At 65.1% G+C, this 18,589-nt stretch carries 12 protein-coding genes and 4 tRNA genes; 5 read left to right on the top strand and 11 right to left on the bottom strand.

The features are described from left to right. The first annotated feature begins 208 nt into the window (after positions 1 to 208). Entirely contained in the window at positions 209 to 385 is a 177-nt protein-coding gene (locus F7R02_RS05955) for a hypothetical protein (protein ID WP_003482805.1), read from the top strand. 298 nt (positions 386 to 683) lie between these two features. Here the strand turns inward: F7R02_RS05955 and F7R02_RS05950 are convergent. The 6 genes from F7R02_RS05950 to F7R02_RS05920 all read right to left on the bottom strand — a co-directional run bounded on the left by F7R02_RS05950 (position 684) and on the right by F7R02_RS05920 (position 2,790). Then, a tRNA-Glu gene (locus tag F7R02_RS05950) sits at positions 684 to 759 on the bottom strand. A 47-nt stretch (positions 760 to 806) separates the two neighbouring features. Further along, positions 807 to 882 (bottom strand) — tRNA-Ala (locus tag F7R02_RS05945). 756 nt (positions 883 to 1,638) lie between these two features. Beyond that, positions 1,639 to 1,714: transfer RNA gene (locus F7R02_RS05935), tRNA-Glu, on the bottom strand. A gap of 47 nt (positions 1,715 to 1,761) precedes the next feature. Next, positions 1,762 to 1,837, bottom strand: a tRNA-Ala gene (locus F7R02_RS05930). Positions 1,838 to 1,927: 90 nt separating this feature from the next. Beyond that, a complete protein-coding gene (locus F7R02_RS05925) occupies positions 1,928 to 2,389 on the bottom strand; it encodes a c-type cytochrome (RefSeq protein ID WP_005915693.1) in 462 nt (153 codons plus the stop codon). 8 nt (positions 2,390 to 2,397) lie between these two features. Further along, on the bottom strand, positions 2,398 to 2,790 hold the full coding sequence (locus tag F7R02_RS05920) for a c-type cytochrome (RefSeq protein ID WP_033479859.1): 393 nt from the start codon (positions 2,788 to 2,790) through the stop codon (positions 2,398 to 2,400). Positions 2,791 to 2,994: 204 nt separating this feature from the next. On the opposite strand from F7R02_RS05920, the gene F7R02_RS05915 reads away from it, so the two are divergent. From F7R02_RS05915 to F7R02_RS05905, 3 genes are read left to right on the top strand one after another with little or no spacing between them, the layout of a single operon-like run. Continuing rightward, positions 2,995 to 4,128 carry an efflux RND transporter periplasmic adaptor subunit gene (locus tag F7R02_RS05915; protein ID WP_167520978.1) on the top strand — a complete coding sequence of 378 codons (1,134 nt, stop codon included), beginning with the start codon at positions 2,995 to 2,997 and terminating at the stop codon, positions 4,126 to 4,128. Next, positions 4,125 to 7,634 carry an efflux RND transporter permease subunit gene (locus F7R02_RS05910; RefSeq protein ID WP_078590919.1) on the top strand — a complete coding sequence of 1,170 codons (3,510 nt, stop codon included), beginning with the start codon at positions 4,125 to 4,127 and terminating at the stop codon, positions 7,632 to 7,634. The genes F7R02_RS05915 and F7R02_RS05910 overlap by 4 nt, the downstream gene beginning before the upstream one ends. After that, positions 7,631 to 10,717, top strand: coding sequence for an efflux RND transporter permease subunit (locus tag F7R02_RS05905; RefSeq protein ID WP_078590918.1), 3,087 nt, complete (start codon positions 7,631 to 7,633; stop codon positions 10,715 to 10,717). Before F7R02_RS05910 ends, F7R02_RS05905 begins: the two co-directional genes overlap by 4 nt. 479 nt (positions 10,718 to 11,196) lie before the next feature. Here F7R02_RS05905 and F7R02_RS05895 read toward each other — a convergent pair whose 3' ends face one another. The 5 genes from F7R02_RS05895 to zwf all read right to left on the bottom strand — a co-directional run bounded on the left by F7R02_RS05895 (position 11,197) and on the right by zwf (position 17,065). Beyond that, positions 11,197 to 11,856 (bottom strand): bifunctional 4-hydroxy-2-oxoglutarate aldolase/2-dehydro-3-deoxy-phosphogluconate aldolase, encoded by a 660-nt coding sequence (locus F7R02_RS05895; protein WP_078590916.1) that lies wholly within the window; start codon positions 11,854 to 11,856, stop codon positions 11,197 to 11,199. Between the two features lie 53 nt (positions 11,857 to 11,909). Continuing rightward, positions 11,910 to 13,826, bottom strand: a complete 1,917-nt coding sequence (gene edd / locus F7R02_RS05890; RefSeq protein WP_003482797.1) for a phosphogluconate dehydratase — start codon at positions 13,824 to 13,826, stop codon at positions 11,910 to 11,912. A gap of 88 nt (positions 13,827 to 13,914) precedes the next feature. After that, positions 13,915 to 14,634, bottom strand: coding sequence for a 6-phosphogluconolactonase (gene pgl / locus F7R02_RS05885; RefSeq protein ID WP_005916768.1), 720 nt, complete (start codon positions 14,632 to 14,634; stop codon positions 13,915 to 13,917). Continuing rightward, entirely contained in the window at positions 14,631 to 15,638 is a 1,008-nt protein-coding gene (glk, locus tag F7R02_RS05880) for a glucokinase (RefSeq protein ID WP_005929801.1), read from the bottom strand. The genes pgl and glk overlap by 4 nt, the downstream gene beginning before the upstream one ends. Then, the gene (zwf, locus tag F7R02_RS05875) at positions 15,635 to 17,065 is read right to left on the bottom strand and encodes a glucose-6-phosphate dehydrogenase (protein WP_005923374.1); all 1,431 of its coding nucleotides are present in this window, start codon (positions 17,063 to 17,065) and stop codon (positions 15,635 to 15,637) included. Before zwf ends, glk begins: the two co-directional genes overlap by 4 nt. Before the next feature lie 420 nt (positions 17,066 to 17,485). Between zwf and F7R02_RS05870 the strand changes: the two genes are divergently transcribed. Further along, the gene (locus F7R02_RS05870) at positions 17,486 to 18,574 is read left to right on the top strand and encodes an ABC transporter ATP-binding protein (RefSeq protein WP_003482793.1); all 1,089 of its coding nucleotides are present in this window, start codon (positions 17,486 to 17,488) and stop codon (positions 18,572 to 18,574) included. Positions 18,575 to 18,589 lie beyond the last annotated feature (15 nt).

Genomic DNA, 18,589 nt, shown 5'->3' with positions numbered 1-18,589 from the left:
GCGGTGCAGGATTGGCTGGCGCCGGGGGGGGGGGCGATTCGCTTGCAAGTGCGCCTGCGTGGCCCAGATGCCTGATTGCCCGCACGCCCACGCATCAGGCACACAACTGCCGTGCGCCATGCGGTGCGCAGGTCACGGATGACGTTGCAGGCACGCGACCATCACGCCGCTTGCGTACCTTGGGAGTTTCTTTTGAACAGGTGGCCCCATGGACTTCGATGCTTCGCAACAGCTACGCATCCTGCGCGACATCCACGACACCAAGCCGGTAGCCGACGAAGAGGGAAACTGGGCGGTACGCGCCGGCTATGCCACGCAAGCCGAAGATGGCGACATCGACCTGACGCACGAGGGCCGCAAGGCGCTGGATAGCGGGCAGACCTGAGGTGTTCGGCGGAGTGCACTGCATGGCTGGCTTCGAAATCGAACAGAGACTCTACTCATCTCATCGCAATAGCGTGCGATGGGGCCCTGTGCACTCTGAACGGATTGCGAGGTGGCGATGATTGGCTAGCGATGTAGCGGCTTGCGAGTGCGTAGATGAAGTGTTGCATGCGGGCTGCATCAGCGAGAAGCACTCGCACGACCACTGATCCCACTTCGCAATGGCCGCGACATACGTCGTAGACGCAGGTTAGGGACAGGCAAGAAAAAACCCCGGCAGTGCCGGGGCTTTAGATGATTGGCGTCCCCACGGGGATTCGAACCCCGGTGTCCACCGTGAAAGGGTGGTGTCCTAGGCCTCTAGACGATGGGGACGCGTATCAAAACCTCGTTATCCACTTGAGACGGCCTAATGTCTGAAATGGTGGAGCCAGGCGGGATCGAACCGCCGACCTCCTGCATGCCATGCAGGCGCTCTCCCAGCTGAGCTATGGCCCCGCGTTGCTGCGAGCCGGCAATCATAGCGACATCGCCACGCGATGGGAAGTGGCTGGGCAAAAATTTGCAGCAAGAGCGCATCTGCCAGGGCAACTGCAAGGCCGCCCGCGTCGGGTGCGGCGATTGAACGGCAGTGGCGCGCACCCGGAACGCTTCAAGCCGTCAGTCTTTGGTGTTCGCGGCGCAATGAATCGCTGTGACAGCGATATCGGCGCACTGGATGCGTCGATGCCAGTGTGCGCGTGATTCGACAGCTGTCGATTTGCGAGCAACGGCTCTGTCGGGCCGGGCGTCAGGTTCGCTGCATCTGGTTTACAAGCAACACCCGATCTTGCGTCCCTCGCTCGTCGTCATCGACGGCATGCGTGAGCGCGATCATCACGCACACTACGCTTTCGGCGTGGCGATCCTTAACGATGCCGCTGGCAACGTCGCGACGTGGCAACCGCGATGGCGGGCAGAGACATCTCCGGTAGCAAAAAAATCCGCGTGCGAACGCTCATCGGTTTGAGTAACACTGCAACTCGTCAAGCGCTGGGATCGAGCAGGCGTTGGCAGGGCGGTAATGGTCCGCCGAATGGCCGTGCGCGCGTACCGATGCGTGCACCAGGCGCTACGCTCGCCGCGGCATGGATTCAGCTCTTCTATCCGCTGCATGATGCCAATGAGCCAGGGCATGCCCAACGTTGCGCACAACTGGATTCGGCCCGCTGACAGGCAAAAAAAGCCCCGGCAGTGCCGGGGCTTTCAGATGATTGGCGTCCCCACGGGGATTCGAACCCCGGTGTCCACCGTGAAAGGGTGGTGTCCTAGGCCTCTAGACGATGGGGACGCATATCAAAACCTGAGTTGTCATTTCAGACGGCCTAATGTCTGAAGTGGTGGAGCCAGGCGGGATCGAACCGCCGACCTCCTGCATGCCATGCAGGCGCTCTCCCAGCTGAGCTATGGCCCCACGAAACTGAGAACGAAATGATAGCGGCCTGTTAATGTTCGCGCAAGCGCTTTTTCATTCCGAATGAGACGGTGTGGCGTCGCCTCTGACTCAGTTGACGCCGTGCAGATCGCGCAACTGGGTTTGCCGCGCGCCGAAGTACGCTGCCAGGTCGGCGATGTCCTGATCGCTCAGCGCGGTGGCCTGGGCGGTCATCAACGGATGCTGACGGTCGCCGCTACGGTAGGCCTGCAGCGCATGCGCAAGGTAGTCGCCGTATTGGCCGCCCAGTTTGGGATAGCTGGGATCGATCGGCGCATTGCCATCGGCACCGTGGCAGTCCACGCAGCTCTGGCCGGTCGCCTTGCCCTTGGCATGGGCGAGTTTGTCGCCGGCGTCGGCGCGGCCGGTAGGCAGACCTGCCGACGAGCCGGAGCCGTGTTCGCCGCTGGCGTGACCGGGATCGCCAGCGGAGTGATCGGTGGACTCAACCTGGGATTGGGAGCAGGCCGCCATCATCAGGGCAGCGACCAGGGCGATGGCTAGACGCGGAGCGTGCAGGGCGTTCGGCATGTGGGCGCTTACTTGAGGGTGGACAGAAAGGCGGAGATGTCGGCGATGTCCTGCTCGGAGAAGCTCTGCGCCTGTGCCTGCATGGTTGGATGTTTGCGCTTGCCCTGGCGATATTCGGTCAACGCCTGGGTCAGATACTGGCTGGTCTGGCCGCCAATCTTGGGCACGCGATAACTGGGGTAGGCGTTCTTATAGCCGGTGACGCCGTGGCAGCCCTGGCAGGTATAGGCGAGCAAGCGCCCATTTGACGGATTGCCGGTCGGCGCGGCAGGGGTTGCCGCCGCGGCGGCAGGCACCGGGGTGGCCGGAGCTGCGGGTGTGGCTTGCGGTGTTGCTGATGCGCCCCCAAACGGCAGGAAGACGACCAGAGCGAGACAAGCGGCGAGCGGCTGCGGGCGCATGGTTTCGTATCCGGAAGACTGATTGAGCGTCCGCACGTGGGGGCGTGGCGGAACCGGACCGAGTATGCCTGCGATTTGGCGCGGCGCAAACCGGGTGAATAGGCCAACTTGAATAGACCATGACCTTTGGCGCATTGGCGGCATGTGCATTTGGGTGGTCTACTTGCATACAACACCTGTTCACGCATCCACTAGGACACGACGATGTCGCCATTCTCCTTCTTGCCGGGTCGCAGCGGAACCTGCGCCGCTGCGTTGTTGATCACCACGAGCCTGCTGCTGGGCGGTTGCAAGGCAGGAGAGGGGAAGGCCAAGGCGGCCGAGGAAAAGAAGGCGGTGGATGCCGTGCCGGTGGAAATCGCCAAGGCCGCGCGCCGTGCGGTAGCCGCCAGTTACACCGGCACCGCTGCGCTGGAGCCGCGCGCCGAGGCGCAAGTGGTGGCCAAGACCTCGGGCGTTGCGCTGTCGGTGATGGTGGAAGAGGGGCAGAAGGTGTCGGCGGGCCAGGCGCTGGTGCGCCTGGATCCGGATCGCGCGCATCTGGCGGTGGCACAGAGCGAAGCGCAGCTGCGCAAGCTGGAAAACAGCTATCGCCGCGCCACGCAGTTGGTGGGGCAGCAGTTGGTCAGCGCCGCAGATGTGGACCAGCTCAAATTCGATGTCGAAAACAGCCGTGCGCAGCACCGGCTTGCAGCGTTGGAGCTCTCTTACACCACGGTGCAGGCGCCAATCTCCGGCGTGATCGCATCGCGCTCGATCAAGACCGGCAACTTCGTGCAGATCAACACGCCGATCTTCCGCATCGTCGACGATTCGCAGCTCGAGGCCACGCTCAACGTGCCCGAACGCGAACTGGCCACGCTCAAGTCGGGCCAGCCGGTGACCTTGCTGGCCGATGCGCTGCCTGGCCAGCAATTCGTCGGCAAGGTGGACCGCATCGCGCCGGTGGTGGATTCAGGCAGTGGCACGTTTCGTGTGGTCTGCGCGTTCGGCCAGGGGGCCGAAGCGTTGCAGCCGGGCATGTTCGGGCGCATCCGCATCGATTACGACCAACGCAAGGACGCGTTGGTGATTCCGCGCCTGGCGTTGTTGGACGATGGCGAACCGGCAGTCTTCGTGGTGCGCAACGGCAAGGTCAGCCGCGTGCCGGTGAAGCTGGGCTATGCCGAAGGGCCGTGGCTGGAAGTGCGGCAGGGCCTGAAGGAAGGCGATCAGGTGGTGACTGCCGGCAAGGTGGCGCTGCGCGACGGCACTGCGGTGCAAGTGATCGGCCAACCCGATCGCAAGCCGGTCGCGGCCAAGGCCGCTGCGCCCGCACATGCTGAGACGCACGCATGAGCCAGAACGGCAATCCGCATGGACCCGTGCATGATCCGCACGCGCCGCTGCCTGGCGGCGGTGGTCTGGTGGCCTTCGCCACGCGGCGGCGTGTGACCATCGCCATGATCACCGTGACCATGCTGCTGTTCGGGCTGATCGCGTTACGCAGCCTCAAGGTCAATCTGCTGCCCGATTTGAGCTATCCCACGCTCACGGTACGCACCGAATACACCGGCGCGGCGCCGGCGGAAATCGAAACGCTGGTGACCGAGCCGGTGGAAGAAGCCGTCGGCGTGGTCAAGAACCTGCGCAAGCTCAAGTCGATCTCGCGCACAGGGCAGAGCGATGTGGTGCTGGAGTTCGCCTGGGGCACCAATATGGACCAGGCCAGCCTGGAGGTGCGCGACAAGATGGAAGCCTTGTCGCTGCCGCTGGAAACCAAGCCGCCGGTGTTGCTGCGTTTCAATCCCTCTACCGAGCCGATCATGCGGCTGGCGTTGTCCCCCAAGCAGGCGCCGGCCTCCGATACCGATGCGATCCGCCAGCTCACCGGCTTGCGCCGCTATGCCGACGAAGACCTGAAAAAGAAGCTCGAACCGGTGGCCGGCGTGGCGGCGGTGAAGGTCGGCGGCGGGCTGGAAGACGAGATTCAGGTCGACATCGATCAACAGAAGCTGGCCCAGCTCAACCTGCCGATCGACAACGTGATCACCCGGCTCAAGGAGGAGAACGTCAACATCTCCGGCGGCCGGCTGGAAGAAGGTTCGCAGCGCTACCTGGTGCGCACGGTGAACCAGTTCGTGGATCTGGACGAGATCCGCAACATGCTGGTGACCACGCAGAGCAGCAGCGGCAGCGCGGCCGAAGCGGCGATGCAGCAGATGTATGCCATTGCGGCGTCCACTGGTTCGCAGGCGGCCCTGGCGGCAGCGGCTGAAGTACAGAGCACCTCCTCGTCGTCCAGCAGCAGCATCGCCGGCGGCATGCCGGTGCGGCTGAAGGATGTGGCGCAGGTGCGCCAGGGCTACAAGGAGCGCGAGGCGATCATCCGCCTGGGCGGCAAGGAAGCGGTGGAGCTGGCGATCTACAAGGAAGGCGATGCCAACACCGTGTCCACGGCGGCGGCGCTGCGCAAGCGCCTGGAGCAGCTCAAGGCGACCGTGCCGGGCGATGTGGAAATCACCACCATCGAGGACCAATCGCACTTCATCGAGCATGCGATCAGCGATGTCAAAAAAGATGCGGTAATCGGCGGTGTGCTGGCGATCCTGATCATCTTCCTGTTCCTGCGCGATGGCTGGAGCACGTTCGTCATCAGCCTGTCGTTGCCGGTGTCGATCATCACCACGTTCTTCTTCATGGGCCAGCTCGGACTGAGCCTCAACGTGATGTCGCTGGGCGGTCTGGCGTTGGCCACCGGCCTGGTGGTGGACGATTCGATCGTGGTACTGGAAAGCATTGCCAAGGCGCGCGAACGCGGCTTGAGCGTGCTGGACGCGGCCATTGCCGGCACCCGCGAAGTGAGCATGGCGGTGATGGCGTCCACGTTGACCACCATTGCGGTGTTCCTGCCGCTGGTGTTCGTCGAGGGCATCGCCGGGCAGTTGTTCCGCGATCAGGCATTGACAGTGGCGATCGCGATCGCCATCTCGCTGGTGGTGTCGATGACGCTGATTCCGATGCTGAGCTCGCTCAAGGGCGCACCGCCGATGGCGTTCCCGGACGAGCCGAGCCATCCGCAGTGGCAGCCCGAGCAGCGCTGGCTCAAGCCGGTGGCGGCCGGCCGGCGTGGTGCAGGTGCGAGCATGCGCTATGGCTTTTTCGGAGCGGCATGGGCCGTAGTGAAGGTGTGGCGCGGGTTGAGCCGCGTGGTGGGGCCGGTGATGCGCAAGGCCAGCGACTTGGCGATGGCGCCGTATGCTCGTGCCGAGCGTGGCTATCTGGGGATCTTGCCGGCGGCGCTGCGGCGTCCCTGGTTGGTGCTGGGACTGGCCGCGGCGGCGTTCATCGGGACGGCGTTGCTGGTGCCGATGCTGGGCGCGGATCTGATTCCGCAGCTGGCGCAGGATCGCTTCGAAATGACCGTCAAACTGCCTTCCGGCACGCCGCTGGCGCAGACCGATGCAGTGGTGCGCGAGTTGCAGCTGGCGCACGACAAGGACCCGGGCATCGCGTCGCTGTACGGCGTCAGCGGCAGCGGCACGCGGTTGGACGCCAACCCCACCGAGAGCGGCGAGAACATTGGCAAGCTCACCGTGGTGATGGCCGGCGGCGGTAGCCCGGCGGTGGAAGCGGCAGCGACCGAGCGGCTGCGCAGCAGCATGGTCGGGCACCCAGGCGCGCAGGTGGATTTCGCGCGACCGGCGTTGTTCAGTTTTTCGACGCCGCTGGAAGTGGAACTGCGCGGCCAGGACCTGGGCGAGCTGGAACGCGCCGGGCAGAAATTGGCGGCGATGTTGCGCGCCAACGGCCACTACGCCGACGTCAAATCGACGGTGGAAGAGGGCTTCCCGGAGATCCAGATCCGTTTCGATCAGGAGCGCGCTGGCGCTTTGGGGCTGACCACGCGCCAGATCGCCGATGTCATCGTCAAGAAGGTGCGCGGCGATGTGGCCACACGCTACAGCTTCCGCGATCGCAAGATCGATGTGCTGGTGCGTGCGCAGCACAGCGACCGCGCCAGTGTGGACGCGATCCGTCAGCTGATCGTCAACCCGGGGAGCAGCCGGCCGGTGCGCCTGGCGGCGGTTGCCGAGGTACTGGCGACGACGGGGCCGAGCGAGATCCATCGCGCCGACCAGACCCGCGTGGCAATCGTGTCGGCCAGCCTGAAGGACATCGACCTGGGCGGTGCGGTGCGCGAAGTGGAGACGATGGTGCGCAAGGACCCGCTTGCAGCCGGCGTAGGCATGCACATCGGTGGGCAGGGCGAGGAACTGGCGCAATCGGTGAAGTCGCTGTTGTTCGCGTTCGGGCTGGCGATCTTCCTGGTCTATCTGGTGATGGCTTCGCAGTTCGAGTCGCTGCTGCATCCGTTCGTCATTCTGTTCACCATTCCGCTGGCAATGGTCGGTGCGGTGCTGGCCCTGCTGATGACCGGCAAGCCGATCTCGGTGGTGGTGTTCATCGGCCTGATTTTGCTGGTGGGCCTGGTGACCAAGAACGCGATCATCCTGATCGACAAGGTCAATCAGCTGCGCGAAGACGGCGTGCCCAAGCGCGAGGCGCTGATCGAAGGTGCGCGCTCGCGCCTGCGGCCGATCATCATGACCACCTTGTGCACTTTGTTCGGCTTCCTGCCGCTGGCGGTGGCGATGGGCGAGGGCGCTGAAGTGCGCGCGCCGATGGCCATTACCGTGATCGGTGGATTGCTGGTCTCGACCTTGCTGACCCTGCTGGTGATACCGGTGGTGTACGACCTGCTGGATCGCCGCGCCGATGCGTATTACCTAGAGCGTGGCCGGCGCATGGCCGGGCAACGCGCGCAGGCGGCAGGCAACGCCGACGGGCTGGAGGCGCTATGAGCGTTGCCGCCTTCAGCATCCGTCGCCCGGTCACCACCATCATGTGCTTCGTGTCGCTGGTGGTGGTGGGCTTGATCGCGGCGTTCCGGCTGCCTTTGGAGGCGCTGCCGGATATTTCCGCGCCATTCCTGTTCGTGCAATTGCCCTACACCGGCTCCACGCCGGACGAGGTGGAACGCAACCTGGTGCGGCCGGCCGAGGAAGCGCTGGCGACGATGACCGGCATCAAGCGCATGCGCTCGACCGCCACCGCCGACGGCGCGAACATCTTCATCGAATTCTCCGACTGGGACCGCGATATCGCCATCGCCGCATCCGATGCGCGCGAGCGATTGGACGCGGTACGCGACGATTTCCCGGAGGATCTGCAGCGCTTCCAGGTCTTCAAATGGTCCAGCAGCGACGAGCCGGTGCTCAAGGTGCGCCTGGCCAGCCAGACCGATCTGACCGGCGCCTACGACATGCTCGATCGCGAGTTCAAGCGGCGCATCGAGCGCATCCCGGGCGTGGCCAAGGTGGAAATTTCCGGTGCGCCGCCGAACGAGGTCGAAATCGCGATCGCGCCGGATCGGCTCACCGCGCACGACCTCAGCCTCAACGACCTGAGCGAGCGCTTGGGCAAGCTCAATTTCTCGGTGTCTGCAGGCCAGATCGACGACAACGGCCAGCGCATCCGGGTGCAGCCAATCGGTGAACTGCGCGACCTGCAGGAATTGCGCGAGCTGGTGCTCAACGCCAAAGGCGTGCGGCTGGGCGACATTGCCGAGGTGCGGCTCAAGCCGACGCGCATGAATTACGGGCGGCGCCTGGATGGGCGCCCGGCCATCGGCCTGGATGTCTACAAGGAGCGAAGCGCCAATCTGGTGGAGGTGTCGAAGGCGGCGTTGAAAGAGGTTGAAGACATCCGCGCCCAACCGGCGCTGCGCGACGTGCAGGTCAAGGTGATCGACAACCAGGGCAAGGCGGTGACCTCGTCGCTGGCCGAACTGGCCGAAGCCGGCGCGGTGGGTCTGCTGTTATCGATCACGGTGTTGTTCTTCTTCCTGCGGCATTGGCCATCGACGTTGATGGTGACCTTGGCGATCCCGATCTGCTTCGCCATCACCTTGGGTTTCATGTATTTCGTCGGGGTCACGCTCAACATCCTGACGATGATGGGGTTGCTGCTGGCAGTGGGTATGTTGGTGGACAACGCCGTGGTGGTGGTAGAAAGCATCTACCAGGAACGCGAGCGCATGCCCGACCAACCGCAGCGTGCCGCGCTGCTGGGAACGCGCAGCGTGGCCATTGCGCTCAGCGCCGGCACCTTGTGCCACTGCATCGTGTTCGTGCCGAACCTGTTCGGCGAGACCAACAACATCAGCATTTTCATGGCGCAGATCGCCATCACCATCTCGGTGTCGTTGCTGGCGTCGTGGCTGGTGGCAATCAGCTTGATTCCGATGTTGTCGGCACGCATGAAAACGCCGCCGATGGTGACCTCCGAGCACGGCGTGATCGCGCGGCTGCAGCGTCGTTACGCCAAGTTGCTGGCATGGACGTTGGCGCATCGCGGCTGGAGCGTGGCCGGCATCATTCTGGTCAGTGCGATCAGCCTGGTACCGATGAAGCTGACCAAGATCGACATGTTCGGTGGCGACGGCGGCAACGAGGCCTTCATCCAATACCAGTGGAAAGGCTCGTACACGCGCGAGCAGCTGGGCGAAGAGATCGGCCGTGTCGAAAACTATCTGGAAGCCAATCGCGCCAAGTACCACATCACGCAGATCTACTCATGGTTCAGCGAGGTGGAAGGCAGCAATACGGTGGTGACCTTCGATGCGAGCAAGGTCAAGGACCTGCCGCCGCTGCTGGAAAAAATCCGCAAGGAGCTGCCGCGCTCTGCGCGTACCGATTACAGCATCGGCAACCAGGGCGATGGCGGCAATGGCAACCAAGGCGTGCAAGTGCAGTTGGTCGGCGATTCGACCGATGCACTGAAAGCGCTGGCCGACGATGTGATTCCGCTGCTGGCGCGGCGCAAGGAGTTGCGGGATGTGCATGTCGATACGGGCGACCGCACCAGCGAGCTGGCGATTCGCGTCGACCGCGAGCGCGCAGCTGCATTCGGGTTCAGTGCCGAGCAAGTGGCCAGCTTCGTCGGGTTGGCATTGCGCGGTACGCCGCTGCGCGAGTTCCGCCGCGGCGACAACGAGGTGCCGGTGTGGGTGCGGTTTGCCGGCGCCGAGCAGAGCAAGCCTGAAGATCTGGCCAGCTTCACCGTGCGCACCAAGGATGGCCGCAGCGTACCGTTGCTGAGTCTGGTGGAGGTGCAGATCCGTCCGGCCGCCACGCAGATCGGGCGCACCAATCGGCAGACCACGTTGACCATCAAGGCCAATCTCGCCGAGAAGGTCACCGTGCCGGAGGCGCGTGCGGCGATGGAGGCACCACTCAATGCGATGCGTTTCCCGGCCGGCTACAGCTACACCTTCGACGGCGGCGATTATCAGAACGACGGCGAGGCGATGGGCCAGATGGTGTTCAATCTGGTGATCGCGTTGGTGATGATCTACGTGGTGATGGCGGCGGTGTTCGAGTCGCTGCTGTTCCCGGCGGCGATCATGAGCGGGGTGCTGTTCTCGATCTTCGGGGTGTTCTGGCTGTTCTGGATCACCGGGACCTCGTTCGGCATCATGTCCTTCATCGGCATCCTGGTGCTGATGGGCGTGGTGGTGAACAACGGCATCGTGATGATCGAGCACATCAACAATCTGCGCCGCCGCGGGATGGGGCGCACGCAGGCCCTGGTCGAAGGCTCACGCGAGCGTTTGCGGCCCATCATGATGACGATGGGCACCGCGATCCTGGCGATGGTGCCGATTTCGCTGACCAGCACCACGATGTTCAGCGATGGCCCGCCGTACTTCCCGATGGCGCGCGCCATCGCCGGTGGCCTGGCGTTTTCGACGGTGGTGAGCCTGCTATTCCTGCCGACGATCTACGCGATCCTCGACGACATGAGCAGTGGTGCAGCTGCCCTGGTGCGGCGCGCGCGCGGTGTGCCGAAGACGAGGCCGTCGAGCGCTGCGTTGGAATCGTGAACGAGGTAAGGCGTTAAGCCCCTCTCCCCCTGGGAGAGCGGTTGGGGTGAGGGTACGGTTCCTTCCTTCGGCTCGTACGACGACCAAAGCACCTAACCGCCAATCAGCGGCCCCGGTAAGGGGCGACAGCGCGGCCGGGGATCGGCTCTTCGGCTCGACAGACATCCTGTCTGACTCGCCGTCGCGGCACATCCGTGTGCCGCTTTCCGCCGATCCCCGGCCACGCTGCCGCTTCGGTATGTCATCGCCGTGGCTTCGAGTAGATCGGTATGCCATCGCCTTGGCCTCGAGCAGAAAAGCTGCGTGGCCAAGATGCCTGGAAAGATTTTTTCTCGGGCCTACGAGCGAACACTGCAGTGATCGCCGTCGTGCAGGATTACTCGATCTTCATGCCGTCATCGGCGAATCAGCATATCTGTATCGACATGCAGATTCGAAGCCATCCAACGATCGACCTGCCGGATATGGCGCCCAGCCAATCAGCCCGCCCGCACCTGCCGCACGATCGCCGCCGCCTTGGCCGAACTTTCCTTGACCTTGTCCCATTGGCCCTGCGCCAGCCAGTCCTTGGGGACCATCCACGAACCGCCGATGCACAGCACATTCGGCTGCGACAGGAACTCGGCGGCGTTGGACTCGCTGATGCCGCCGGTGGGGCACAGTTTGAGCTCGGACAACGGGCCAGCCAGGCCCTTGAGCATCTGCAGACCGCCCACGGCGGTGGCCGGGAACAGCTTGCAGACGCGGAATCCCAGGCCCATCAACGTCAGTAGCTCGGTCGGGGTGGCTGCGCCAGGAACCGCCGGGATCGGCGCATCCGCCAGCAAGCGCGCCAGCGGCGAGGGCGTGCCCGGGGTCACAAGGAAGTCTGCACCGGCATCCACCGACTGACGCAGCTGCAATTCGCTCAGCACGGTGCCCGCGCCGATCACGATGTTGGGCAACTCGCGCTTGAGCATCGCCAGCGCGTCGATCGCAACCGGCGTGCGCAGGGTCAGCTCGATCGCGGGCAGGCCGCCTTCGAGCAGCGCATCGGCGACGCGGCGCGCCTGGTCCAATGTGTCCACGGTGACCACCGGCAGGATGCCGGCATCGCGCAGCAACTGTTCGGCGGTGTTCTGGGTCTGGGCAATCGTCATTGCAACTCCGGGTGACGGCGACCAACGGAGCGGTCGCAGAGAGGGAAGGGGGGTCAGGCGTCCTTGGACTCGTGCGGTGCCGCGGCGGCTGCGGCATCGGCACCGAGTTCGTACTCGGCGTCGTAGCTCCACAGCGCACCGTCCGGATGCGTCGGGCCGCATGAAATCGAGATCGCGCCCTGGTCGGCGGGGCCGACGACCTGGCGGTTGATGGCGAACAGATTGCGGCCCAGGTCGTTGCCGGCAACGGACGTATTGGGTGCAACCTCGCGCGATGCCCATTCTTCGGCCGAGACCAGCACTTCCAGGGTGCCGGCTTCGCCGTCCAGGCGCACGATGTCGCCTTCGCGTACGCGGCCGATCGGGCCGCCGCGCGCCGCTTCGGGCGTCAGGTGGATTGCGGCCGGGAACTTGCCCGAGGCACCGGACAGGCGACCGTCGGTGACCAATGCCACGCGCCGGCCCTGGTTCTGCAGCAGGCCCAGCAGCGGCGCCATCGAATGCAGCTCCGGCATGCCGTTTGCGCGCGGGCCCTGGTAGCGCAGCACCACCACGAAATCGTGCGGCAACACGCCGGCGGCGTGCAGTTTGTTGAGCACCTGCGGCGTATCGATCACCACCGCAGGTGCCTGGATGCTGCGGTGCTGCGGCTTGACTGCCGACAGCTTGATCAACGAGCGGCCGAGGTTGCCGCGCAGCAGGCGCAGCCCGCCTTGCGATTCGAAGGCATCGCCGACCGGACGCGCCACGCTGTCGTCGGCGGTGGTGGCGGTGCCCGGCACGTAGGTCACCTTGCCGTCCTGCAGGCGCGGCTCATTGATGTAGGCGCGCATGCCGCCTTCCACCACGGTCGGCAGGTCGTCGTGCATGTAGCCGGCGTCCATCAGTTCGCGGAACACGAATGCCGTGCCGCCCGCGGCCTGGAAGCGATTCACGTCGGCTTCGCCGTTCGGGTAGATGCGGGTCAGCAGGGGCACCGTCTGCGAGATCAGGTCCATGTCGTCCCAGGTCAGTACGATGCCGGCCGCACGCGCCACTGCGATCCAGTGGATGGTGTGGTTGGTCGAGCCACCGGTCGCCATCAACGCGACCACGGCATTAACGATGGCGCGCTCGTCGATCAGGCGGCCGAACGGACGGAAGTCCTCGCCCAGCGCGGAGATCGCCAACGCGCGCGCGGTGCCTTCCCGGGTCAATGCATCACGCAACGGCAGCTCCGGATTGACGAACGAGGCACCGGGCAGCTGCACGCCCATCGCTTCGAGCAATACCTGGTTGGAGTTGGCCGTGCCGTAGAAGGTGCAGGTGCCGGGCGAGTGGTAGGACGAGGCTTCGGCTTCGAGCAGCTCGGCGCGGGTGGCTTCGCCAGCGGCGTAGCGTTCGCGCACTTCGGCCTTCTGCTTGTTCGGGATGCCCGGCGTCATCGGGCCGGCCGGCATGAAGATCGCCGGCAAATGGCCGAACGCCAGCGCACCGATCAGCAGGCCCGGCACGATCTTGTCGCATACGCCCAGGTACACCACGCTGTCGAACATGTCGTGGCTCAGGCCGATGGCTGTCGCCTGGGCGATGTTGTCGCGCGAAAACAGCGACAGCTCCATGCCGGCGCGGCCCTGGGTCACGCCGTCGCACATCGCCGGCACGCCACCCGCCACCTGTGCGGTAGCACCGAGCGTGCGGGCAGTCTCGCGAATCAGCTGCGGGTAGTGCTCGAACGGCTGATGCGCCGACAACATGTCGTTATAGGCAGTGATGATGCCCAGGTTGGGCGTGGCCGCACCGCGCAGGCGCGATTTGTCGCCCGGCTCGGACGCAGCGAAGCCGTGCGCAAGATTGCCGCAGCTCAACCGGCTACGGAACGGGCCCTCACGCAGGGCGGCATCGAGACCGGCCAGATACGCCGCGCGCGAGGGAGCGCTGCGCTTGCGGATACGGTCGGTGACGGCTTGGATATTCGGATGCAGGCTCATTGGCTACCGGCTATGAGAAACGGGGGAAGAAAGCGTTTTTCTTAAATCCCCGCACAAGGATGTGCGGGCTCTTGCGAGGGACTCGCACTCAAGCGCACCAATGCACCCGCAACCGCGGACCGGGCTGCTGCAGCGCCACGCGGATCGGATACTCATTGATGTCGTCGCCGGCCAACGCGGCCTGCAGCACGTCCAGCTTCTGCTTGCCACGCAACAGCAGCAGGCGCGTTGGAATGCTGGCAAGCCCTGCGGGCGTCAGGGTGATGCGCAACGGCCATTGGTTCGAGCCCGGGCAGCCGGTGGCATCCAGCGATGCATACGGCTGCGGGCTGGCGAGCGCCTTGGGCAGGTCGGTGGCACCCGGGAACAACGACGCGGTGTGTCCGTCGCCGCCCATGCCCAGCACTGCCAGGCAGGCGGGTTCGGCATGCCTGGCCTGCAGGTTGGCGGTGTGCACGCATTCGGGCAGTTGCTTGCCCGGACGGACCAGCGGAATGAAGGTCGCGGCCGATGCGTGGGTCAGGAAGCTGTGATTGACCAGCCAGGCATTGCTGTCCTGATCCTGCGGCGACAACCAGCGTTCATCGACCAGGCCCACTTCTACCCGCGACCAGTCCAGCGGCCGGTGGGCGAGGGACTCGTATACCGGCGCCGGCGTAGTACCGCCGGACAACAGCATGCGTGCTTGGCCACGCCGGGAGATCTCCTGTTCCAGCAGGTCGGCCATTTCGCTGGCCACCGCCTCGGTCCATTCGGCCGGGTCGTCGTAGCGCACCAGGGTGATGCGCGGGTTGTCCTGCAGATTCATCGCTGCTCCCCGGGGTGCTGACGTTGTGCATCCACCGCGTAGGCGGCGGCGCCCAGCAGGCCGGCATGCGGGTGCATGACCGCCAGCGATGGCACCTTCGACATGATCGCGGAGAAACGGCCCTTGTGTTCGAAGCGCTGGCGAAAGCCGGAATGCTGCAGCGAATCCAGCACCTTGGGCACCAGCCCGCCGGTGAGGAACACGCCGTCCCAGGCGCCCTGCATCAGCACCATGTCGCCGGCGATCGCACCGAAGATGGCGCAGAACAGATCGATGGTGCGCGAGGACCGCGGGTCGCCCGCAGCCGCGCGTGCGGTGATGTCCTTGGGTTGCAGCGGGCCCGGATCGACCCCCGCGATCTCGCTCAACGCGCGATGGATATTGACCAGGCCCGGACCGCAGATCAGCCGCTCGTTGGAGACCCGGCCGAACTGCTCGGACAGGATTTCCAGGATGCGGATTTCTTCCGGCGTGCCGGGCGGGAAGCTGACATGGCCGCCTTCGGTTTCCAGCGGAAAGCAGCGCCCGTTGCGGATGATCAGGCCGCCCACGCCCAGGCCGGTGCCCGGGCCGATCACGCCATAGTTGCGCGCTTGATCGATCGGTGCCGGACGCCAGCTGGCGCCGCCTACCTGCACCACGTCCTGTGGACGCAGCAGGCTGATCGCCATCGCCTGCGCGGCAAAGTCGTTGATCAGATGCAAGGTACTGAAACCCAGCATGGTGGCGGTGCGCGAGCGCGAGATCACCCAGGGATGGTTGGTGATGCGTGCCTCGTCGCCGTCCACGCGGCCCGCCACGGCGAACACGCCCTGGGTGGCCTGCACGCCGATCTGGTCCAGGTAGTAGCGCGCCGCTTCGCCCAGCGAACCGAAGTCCACCACCGCAAATTCGCGCGAGGTGTCATCCAGCAACGGCACCGAGGCGTCGACATCGGCCAGCGCGAAACGCGCATTGGTACCGCCGATATCGGCAACCAGCACCGGCTTGGAAGGAGCGGTCATGCGTTGTTTCCCTGTGCGTCGGTGGCCGGGGGCAGGAAGTGGGCGGCCGATTCGGGACCCCAGCTGCCGGCCGGGTAGGGCTGCAGCGGCAGCGCGGCGTCTTTCCAGGCGTCGCTCACGCTGTCGATCCAGGACCACGCCGCCTTGACCTCGTCGTCGCGCACGAACAGCGCGGGGTTACCGTTGAAGGCGTCGACGAACAGACGTTCGTAGGCGATACGACGGTGCAGGCCAGTCGGCACCGACAGTTCCAGTTCCAGCGGCTGCAGTTCGATCGCGCCCCATTCCGGGCCAGCCAGGCTGCTCATCAGGCCGAGCTCGATGTTTTCCTGCGGCTGCAACTGGAAGGTCAGGCGGTTCGGCACCGCGTTCTGGCGGTCGGGGCGTTCGAACAGCCAGTGCGTCACCGGCTTGAGCGTCACCACGATGCGGGTGGAGCGCTCGGCCAGACGCTTGCCGGTGCACAGGTGGAACGGCACGCCGGCCCAGCGCCAGTTATCGATATGCGCGGTGACGGCGACAAAGGTTTCCACGTCGCTGCCTTCCGGCGGGTGGTAGGCCTGCGCCGGTTGGCCGTTGATGCTGCCGGCGGTGTAGCGACCGCGCACGCAGTCGTGCGCGGCGTGCTCGGCGGTCATCGGGCGCAGAGCGCGCAGCACCTTGACCTTCTCATCGCGGATGCGGTCGGCTTCCAGCGAGGCCGGCGGCTCCATTGCCACCAGGCACAACAGCTGCAGGATATGGCTCTGCACCATGTCGCGCAGGGCGCCGGAGCGGGCGTAGTAGGCATCGCGCCCGTCGACGCCTTCGCTTTCGGCGACCAGGATCTGCACCGACTCGATGTAGGTCCGGTTCCAGACCGCCTCCAGCAGCGTGTTGCCGAAGCGCAGCGCGATCAGGTTCTGCACCGCCGCCTTGCCCAAGTAATGGTCCAGGCGGAACACGCGGTCTTCGTCGATCAGCGCGCCGATCGACTGCAGGATGTCGCGGGCGCTGTCCGAGTCGTGGCCGATCGGTTTTTCCAGCATCAAGCGATGCGGTGCCGCCAGCGCGCCACCCAACGCCAGGCCCTGGCAGGTGCTGATGTACAGGCCCGGCGGGATCGCCAGATAGCTCACACACCGACGGCTGGCCAGTTCGCGGACCGCGTCGGCCACCGAATCGGCATTGCGCAGATCCACCGAGCGATAGTCGACCCGTTGTAGCAGCGTGTCGATCTGTTCGGCGGTCGCGATCGGCAGCGCTTCGGTCAGGCGCGGCCGCAGCACGTCGCGAAATGCATCGGTGTCGTGCGGCGACAGCGCCAGCGCACGGATGCGGAAGTCCTCCGGCAACAGACCGTCGATGAACAGACGCAGCAGGGAGGGAAAGAGATAGCGCTGGGCAAGATCGCCGGTGGCGCCGAACAGGATCAGGGTGTTGTGCATGGACCGCGTTTCAGATTCTGGAGACATCGTTATCAGCAGCTTGGCGGAAAGGCGCCGGTCGGCCGGCGGTCGGTATATCTGTTCCTGAGCGACACTTGCGTGCGCGCAGCGGGGGATGGACGCTGACACCCAATCCCGGATTGTTGCAGCAACTGGCGATCAGCGGTTAGCGCCATGGCGGCATAGCTGCACCTGCGTGATGGCATGCCATGCTGCGTGCGGCGAGCTGCACTGCAGGCAATGGCGTCATGACTGAGTGGTGGCATGCTCCTCCGGCGATCGATGTTGCCATGTGAAAACGATTACATGTCAGAATAAACCAATGCATTCGTTTGCAGGAAGTTCCTTGCAAGCGCATGCGGCGTCACCGCCATCGGGAGGGCCGAGGGCAGGGCGCACAACTTACGTTGAGGCCGAACGATGGCGAAAGTGCAGTTGGAAGGTGTCCGCAAGGTCTACGACAATGGCCAGGTGGCGGTGCAGGGCGCGAGTTTCGAAGTGGCCGATGGCGAGCTGATGGTGCTGGTGGGGCCGTCCGGCTGCGGCAAATCGACCCTGTTGCGCATGATCGCCGGGCTTGAAGACATCAGCGCCGGCACGCTGAAGATCGGCGAGCGCGTGGTCAACGACGTGGCGCCAAAGGATCGCGACATCGCCATGGTGTTCCAGAGCTACGCGCTGTATCCGCACATGACCGTGGCCGAGAACCTGGCGTTCGGGCTCAAGCTGCGTGGGCATCCGAAGCAGGTCATCGCCGAGCGCGTCAACAACGCCGCAGAGTTGTTGGGCCTGACCCCGATGCTGGACAAGCTGCCCAAGGCGATGTCCGGCGGTCAGCGTCAGCGCGTGGCGCTGGGCCGGGCGATGGTGCGTGAATCCTCGGTGTTCCTGCTCGACGAGCCGCTGTCCAACCTGGACGCCAAGTTGCGCCACAGCGTGCGCACCGAGATTGCGCAGCTGCACCGCAAGCTTGGCACCACCATGATCTACGTCACCCACGATCAGGTCGAAGCGATGACGCTTGGCCAGCGCATCGTGGTGCTCAAGGATGGCGTGATCCAGCAGATCGACAGCCCGATGGCACTGTACGACCGTCCGGCCAATCTGTTCGTCGCCGGTTTCCTCGGCAGCCCGGCGATGAACGTGCTGCTGGGGCGTTTGGACCCGCACGACGGCCTGCACCTGGTCATGGCCGATGGTTGGCGCGTCCCGCTGGGCGCGGCGCGGGTCGATGTGGGTTGGTTCGGCCAAGACGTGATCGTCGGCGTACGCCCGGAGCACTTGCAGCCGTCCGACGATGCGGTGCTGGGCTTCGATGCGCGTGTCGATGTGATCGAGCCGGTCGGCAACGAGATCTTCCTCAATCTCGACCGTGGCGGTCAGCCGCTGGTGATCCGTGTCCCGCCGCAGAGCTTGCCGGCGGTGGGCCAGCCGTTGCGCCTGGCATTGCGCAGCCAGGCCTTGCACTTTTTCGATCCAGCCACCGGGCAGCGGCTGGAGGCCGCGTAGGCCGACTGGTCAAAC

This window comes from Xanthomonas cissicola, from assembly GCF_008801575.1.
Classification (GTDB): Bacteria; Pseudomonadota; Gammaproteobacteria; order Xanthomonadales; family Xanthomonadaceae; genus Xanthomonas; species Xanthomonas cissicola.
The sequence above is the reverse complement of the archived record's forward strand: the minus strand, read 5'-3'. Positions and strand labels throughout refer to the sequence as shown.

Excerpts from the sequence above, each read along its gene's own strand:
- F7R02_RS05955 (WP_003482805.1), top strand. The coding sequence starts at position 209 with ATGGACTTCGATGCTTCGCAACAGCTACGCATCCTGCGCGACATCCAC.
- F7R02_RS05925 (WP_005915693.1), bottom strand. The coding sequence starts at position 2,389 with ATGCCGAACGCCCTGCACGCTCCGCGTCTAGCCATCGCCCTGGTCGCT.
- F7R02_RS05920 (WP_033479859.1), bottom strand. The coding sequence starts at position 2,790 with ATGCGCCCGCAGCCGCTCGCCGCTTGTCTCGCTCTGGTCGTCTTCCTG.
- F7R02_RS05915 (WP_167520978.1), top strand. The coding sequence starts at position 2,995 with ATGTCGCCATTCTCCTTCTTGCCGGGTCGCAGCGGAACCTGCGCCGCT.
- F7R02_RS05910 (WP_078590919.1), top strand. The coding sequence starts at position 4,125 with ATGAGCCAGAACGGCAATCCGCATGGACCCGTGCATGATCCGCACGCG.
- F7R02_RS05905 (WP_078590918.1), top strand. The coding sequence starts at position 7,631 with ATGAGCGTTGCCGCCTTCAGCATCCGTCGCCCGGTCACCACCATCATG.
- F7R02_RS05895 (WP_078590916.1), bottom strand. The coding sequence starts at position 11,856 with ATGACGATTGCCCAGACCCAGAACACCGCCGAACAGTTGCTGCGCGAT.
- edd (WP_003482797.1), bottom strand. The coding sequence starts at position 13,826 with ATGAGCCTGCATCCGAATATCCAAGCCGTCACCGACCGTATCCGCAAG.
- pgl (WP_005916768.1), bottom strand. The coding sequence starts at position 14,634 with ATGAATCTGCAGGACAACCCGCGCATCACCCTGGTGCGCTACGACGAC.
- glk (WP_005929801.1), bottom strand. The coding sequence starts at position 15,638 with ATGACCGCTCCTTCCAAGCCGGTGCTGGTTGCCGATATCGGCGGTACC.
- zwf (WP_005923374.1), bottom strand. The coding sequence starts at position 17,065 with ATGCACAACACCCTGATCCTGTTCGGCGCCACCGGCGATCTTGCCCAG.
- F7R02_RS05870 (WP_003482793.1), top strand. The coding sequence starts at position 17,486 with ATGGCGAAAGTGCAGTTGGAAGGTGTCCGCAAGGTCTACGACAATGGC.